Annotated in this window: 4 protein-coding genes; 2 read left to right on the forward strand and 2 right to left on the reverse strand. The window is 72.1% G+C overall.

What is annotated here, in order from left to right; translation table 11 throughout:
- Window positions 1-887 (forward strand): EamA family transporter (locus ACTB72_RS20165; protein WP_463038815.1); only part of this gene is annotated, 887 nt, incomplete at its 5' end.
- A gap of 271 nt (window positions 888-1158) precedes the next feature.
- Here ACTB72_RS20165 and ACTB72_RS20170 read toward each other — a convergent pair.
- Complete coding sequence (locus tag ACTB72_RS20170; protein WP_463038816.1) at window positions 1159-3690, reverse strand: penicillin acylase family protein; 2532 nt, start codon at window positions 3688-3690, stop codon at window positions 1159-1161.
- 218 nt (window positions 3691-3908) lie between these two features.
- Between ACTB72_RS20170 and ACTB72_RS20175 the strand changes: the two genes are divergently transcribed.
- A complete protein-coding gene (locus ACTB72_RS20175) occupies window positions 3909-4772 on the forward strand; it encodes an NAD(P)-dependent oxidoreductase (RefSeq protein ID WP_463038817.1) in 864 nt (287 codons plus the stop codon).
- A 100-nt stretch (window positions 4773-4872) separates the two neighbouring features.
- Here ACTB72_RS20175 and ACTB72_RS20180 read toward each other — a convergent pair whose 3' ends face one another.
- On the reverse strand, window positions 4873-5505 hold the full coding sequence (locus ACTB72_RS20180) for a lipid-binding SYLF domain-containing protein (protein ID WP_463038818.1): 633 nt from the start codon (window positions 5503-5505) through the stop codon (window positions 4873-4875).
- Window positions 5506-5596 lie beyond the last annotated feature (91 nt).

Raw genomic sequence — 5596 nt, forward strand, 5'->3', positions numbered from 1 at the left:
CGGTCCCGGCCTGGAGGGGCTATGTCGCGGTGGTGTTCGCCGTGGTGGTCTGGGCGGGCTGGATCGTGGTGGCCCGCGCGCAGGGGGCGACGCTCGCCCCGGTCGACACCGCCGTCCTGCGCATCATCGTGCCGGCCTTGCTGCTGTCCCCGGTCTGGCTGCGCCGCGGCATCGTGCCCAAGGGTCAGCCGCAGCTGGCGCTGTGGATCATGACCGCCGGCTGGGGCGCGCCCTTCATCCTGCTGATCGCCAAGGGGCTGGAGACGGTGCCCGCCGCGCTCTTCGGGCCGATGGTGCCCGCGACCCTGCCGCTGCTGGTGGGGCTTTGGGACTACTTCGTCTCGGGCGCCAAGGTGCGCGGCGTGCGGCTGATCGGGCTGGGGCTGATCGCGGTGTCCATCGCGCTGGTCGTCGGCCCCGCGGCCCTGCGCGGCGACGGTGGGTTCTTCATCGGCGCCCCCTATCTGGCGGCGGCGGCCTGCGGCTGGGCGGCCTTCACCATCGCCTACCGCTCCACCACCCTCACCGGGCTGGAGGCGACGGCCTACATGGCGCTTTACTCCTCGCCGTTCCTGATCGTGCTGGCGGCGGTCGAGGGGCTGCATCTGCACACCCTCGGCCCGCTGGAATTCGCGGGCTATTTCGTCGCCCATGGCCTGCTGGCCGGCATCGGCTCCATCGCGGCCTACGGCTATGCGATGCGGGTGCTGGGCGTGGCGCGGACCTCGGCCTTCGCGTCGCTGGTGCCGATGGGCGCGGCGCTCGGCGGACTGATGGTGCTGGGCGAGGCGCCGGCGGCGACGGGCTGGCTGTCGGTGGGCTTCGCCTGCCTCGGCGTGGCCGCGGTCAACGGGGTGTTCGGCGGCGCGAACCGCCGGGGCGCCTGACGCGGGCCGGATCAGCGGCGACGGCCAGGTTCCCGTTCTCTGGGGGAGGGGTGTCCGCGGCCCTGAGTGTGGGGAAACGCTTGCAGCCGGTGACGACAGCGCTGGGTTCCTTGGGGGGTGACACGCAGCCGCCATGGGGGTTCCGGCCGCATCGGACCGCGGACAAGCCTTATATCGGTCCTTTCGGGGGATTAGGCAAGAATCGCCGTGGATTCATTTTGCGGGAAGGGCGTCGTTTCCACATCCGCCCCTCTGTTCACGCCACGTGGCGTCACCTCGGCGAAAGCCGCGTCAGACCCAGCGCGCCGGCCTCGGCATCCTGAAAATCCAGAGACATTCGGATCGCGTCGCCCCGGCGCCACAGCTCGTTGAGATCGTCGTACTGCCGCGAGAAGGGATGGCCCGATTGTCCCGTCGAAATGATGATTCGCGAGCTGTCGGGATCGGCGAAGTCGACGACCATGCGCAGACCGGCGCCGAATCGGGCGACATGGGGCTCGACCGGGCCTCCCTGGCTCTGGGTGCGCATCAGCGTGTAGTCGCCGCCCGAGGTCTCGTGCCGGATGTTGGCGATCAGGCCGAGCAGGCCGAAGCGGCCCAGAACCTCGTGATCGTGGCGCGCCTCATGCGCCTCCCCCCAGCGCCAGCCGCGGGGATCGGAGCCGTAAAGCTCCGAGAGGGCGCCGAGCGCGTCGTCGAGCGCCAGCTGCGCGATCTGGGCGCAGGTCTCCACCGCGGAGGTCTTGTCGATGTCGCACCAGATCCCGGCGCCGTCGAGATTGCGGAACACGCGCTCCACGAACACCGGCTGGGGTCCGTCGAAGCGGCGGGCGTCGGGGCCGAGCTCGTCCTCGATCAGGCGCGGCGTCAGACGGCGCATCCATTCGGCGAAGATCAGCGGCTCCGACGCATGTTCCGACATCTCGCCGTTCCAGTCGCCGAGCATTTCCAGCGCCTGCTGTCGGCGGGCGGCGATGGGATCTTCCGGGGCGACGGGGCCGGTCCACCACAGGTCCGAGGCGATCAGCGGCAGGATCGCGCGGGCCATCTCCGACACGTCGTCGTTCTGAAGCGCGGCGGCGGAGTCGCGGGAGTGAAAGTCGCGGGCGGCGAGCTGCTTTTCCAGCCGGCGGATGCGGTAGGGGTCGCCCCAGTGGAAGCTCAGGTGGTTGGGGTAGGGTCGGCTCTCGGTCCGGTTGTTGGCGTTGGCCACGGCGCCGCTTTCGGGGCGCATCACCCGGGGCAGGTCGTCGGGGTCGCGGAACCCCTGCCAGTCGTTCGCCGCGATCCAGCCGGGCGCGGGCAGGCGGCCGCGGCCGGGCGAGCTCGGGTTGCGCAGCGGCGCGCGGCCTGCGGCGATCATGCCGACCTGCTCGCGGTCGGCCAGCAACAGGTTCATCGCCGGGGCGACATGGGCGCGCATCGCCGCGGCGCCTTCGTCGATCGAGCGTGATTTCATCAGCGCGTAGCCGGCGGAGAACGACGCGTCCCCCTCCGCCAGCCCGGTCCAGGCGAGCGTCGCGACATGGCCGTCCGGCGTCACGTCGCCCACGCCCAGCTGGTCGGGCGGGATCACCGGGCCGTGACGGGTCCAGCGCAGGGTGACCTCCGCCTCGCCGCCGTCGGGCAGGCCGATCAGCTCCTGGCGCTCCGCGAAAGGGGCCGGGCCGTCGGGCGTGATGTAGCGGGACGGGTCCTTGGGATCGATCTTCTCGATGTAGATGTCGGTGTCGTCGACATAGGCGGAGGTCAGACCCCAGGCGAAGTCGGCGTTGCGCCCGACCAGCACCAGCGGCATGCCCGGCACGGTCGCCCCGATGATCCCGCCCGAGGGCAGTTCCAGTCGTGCCAGATACCACAGCGACGGGGCCGAGAGCCAGAGATGCGGGTCGTTGGCGAGGATCGGCGCGCCCGCCGCGGCCCGCGAGGGCCCGAGCGCCCAGCCGTTCGACGCCCCGCCCTTGCCAGCCGCCGGCATCGCCTGCGGCCCGGTCGGCGGGCCGGCCGGGGGCGGGAAGCGCAGGGCCGCGGCCTCTTCGCTCAGCGGACCGCCCTGCGGGACCGCGCCCAGCATCCGGGCGAAATCCTCGCCCCGGACCGGGGCGGGGGGGCGGGCGTCGGCCTGGCGCGGCTCGATCACCGCGGCCTCGGGATAGTCGGGCAGCAGGTCGCGCAGCCGCTCGGGCGGCAGACGCAGCGAGATCGCGGCGCGCCGCACCTCGGCCGCCGCCTGGTCGGTCAGCCGCAGCGCCATCAGCTTGGCGATGGCGAGGCTGTCGCCCGGCGTCCAGGGCGCGATGCGATCGGCGAAGAAGTAGAATTCCGGGGCCCCGCGCCCCAGCGCCTCCTGCGACACCGCGCGGATGAAGGCGTTGACGCCGGCGGCGTAGGCCTCGAGCGCGGCGCGGGCCTCCGGCGTCTGGGCGGGCAGGGAGCGGCGGGCGAGCCCGTGCAGGTCGAGCGCGCGCATGAAGCGGTCGATGGGCAGCGTGACCTCGCCGAAGAGCTCCGAGAGCCGCCCCTCCGCGGCGCGGCGCGACGTCTCCATCTGCCAGAGCCGGTCCTGGGCATGGGCGAAGCCGAGCCCGTAGAACACGTCCGCCTCCGACTTGCCGCGGATATGGGGCACGGCGTGCAGGTCGCGCAGCAGGGTGACCGGGGCGGCGAGCCCGTCGACCTCGAAATTCCGGTCGTAATCGGGCAGCGAGCCGCCGAGCAGGATCCAGACCAGCCCGAAGGCGAGCGCCGCCAGCACCGCCATCGCGCCGAACAGGCGCGAGAGCCATTTGAAGATCTGAGCCAAGGTCCGTCCTGCGCCGCGTCCCGCGTGGGGGCTGGGTCCGGGGGCGGCCCGGACCGCGAGGGTCGGGCCCGGCCGATTCCCGGTGCGCTTGACCTGACCATTCCCGAGGGCCAGTTTCCAGCCCGTTCAGGCGCGCGCGACGATGCGTGCGCCTGACCCCTATCACGGACCGCGCGCCCCCGATCATCAGGACGCGCCCGAGCTGGAAGGATCCCGACATGGCCAAATGCGCGTTCATCGGACTGGGGGTCATGGGTTTTCCCATGGCCGGGCACCTTCAGGCCAAGGGCCACGAGGTGACGGTGTGGAACCGCACCCACGCCAAGGCCGAAGCCTGGGTGGAGAAGCATGGCGGGGCGATGGCCGCGTCTCCGGCCGGAGCGGCGGAGGGGGCGGAGTTCGTCTTCGCCTGCGTCGGCAACGACGATGACCTGCGCGCCGTGACCACCGGCCCGGCCGGCGCGTTCGAGGGGCTCGCCCCCGGCGCGATCTTCGTCGACAATACCACCGCCTCGGCCGGCGTGGCGCGCGAGCTGCATGCGCTCGCGGCCGAGCACGGGGCCGATTTCATCGACGCCCCGGTCTCCGGCGGGCAGGCGGGCGCGGAGAACGGCGTGCTGACCGTGATGTGCGGCGGCGACGCCGCCCCCTATGCGAAGGCCGAGCCGATGATCGGCTGCTTCGCGCGGGCCTGCAAGCTGATGGGGCCGTCAGGTTCGGGCCAGCTGACCAAGATGGTCAACCAGATCTGCATCGCAGGGCTGGTGCAGGGGTTGTCGGAGGGGCTGGCCTTCGCCCAGGCCGCGGGCCTCGACGGCGAGGCGGTGGTCGAGGTGATCTCCAAGGGCGCCGCCGGGTCCTGGCAGATGGAGAACCGCCACAAGTCGATGCTGGCGGGCAAGTTCGACTACGGTTTCGCGGTGGACTGGATGCGCAAGGATCTGGGCATCTGCCTCGATGAGGCGCGGTCCAACGGCGCGACCCTGCCGGTGGCCGCCCTGGTCGACCAGTTCTACGCGCAGGTCCAGCAGATGGGCGGCGGGCGCTGGGACACGTCGAGCCTGATCAAGCGGCTGAGCTGAAAGCGGGCCGGCGGGGGCGCCGGCCCGCGCGGCGCTCGATCCCTCGCGATGGCGCGCGAAAGGGTCGGCGCGGGGGGGCGTCCCGCGCCGACCCGCCAGATCAATTCTCGCGCAGACGGGTGTATTTGGCGCCTTCGAGGGACACGCCGGCCATCAGACCCTGCTGCCCGAACGTCACCGAGATCACCGGCGACTGGGAGGTGGTGGTGGTCAGCGAGGCGGCCATGCCGTTGTCGATGTTCACCACCTCGGCGTCGGCCCCCATCTCCCACCCCTCGGAGCGGCGGAATTTCTCCAGCGCGCCGGTGGTCATGAAAAAGAGGGCCTGGTCGAATTTCTGCACGCCGGCCTGAAGCCCGAAGCTCCCGGCGCCCATCGAATAGTAGCCCACCGTCGCTTCGCCGATCTTCAGCGCGCCTTCGCCATAGGCGCCGGCGAGCAGCAGCCCGCCCTTGGTGATGCCGGGGATGATCAGCACGCCCTTGGCGCGGCCCATGAGTTCGCGTGCGCCGGGGACGGTGTCGATCATCCGCTGCTGGGCATGGGCGACGCGCAGGTCGATGACCTCTGCGTCCTCGGCGGCGGCGGCCCGGCCGTTCAGCGCGCAGGCGCCGAGCGTCATCAGCGCCGCCGCGCCGAAGACGGCGAGCGCGCCGCGGCGGGTGGCGTCGGCGGCGAGGGGGCGCGCCGAAGAGGGCGAGGTTCGGGTCGGGGTCACGGTCTTGATGGCCACGGGGGACTGCTCCTGATCCTGCCGGGGGGCCGAGCTTCGCCGGCTTGCCCCTTGCGCGTGATTGCATCGCGGCGTCGGGTCGGGTGGTTCG

Source organism: Albimonas sp., assembly GCF_055129145.1.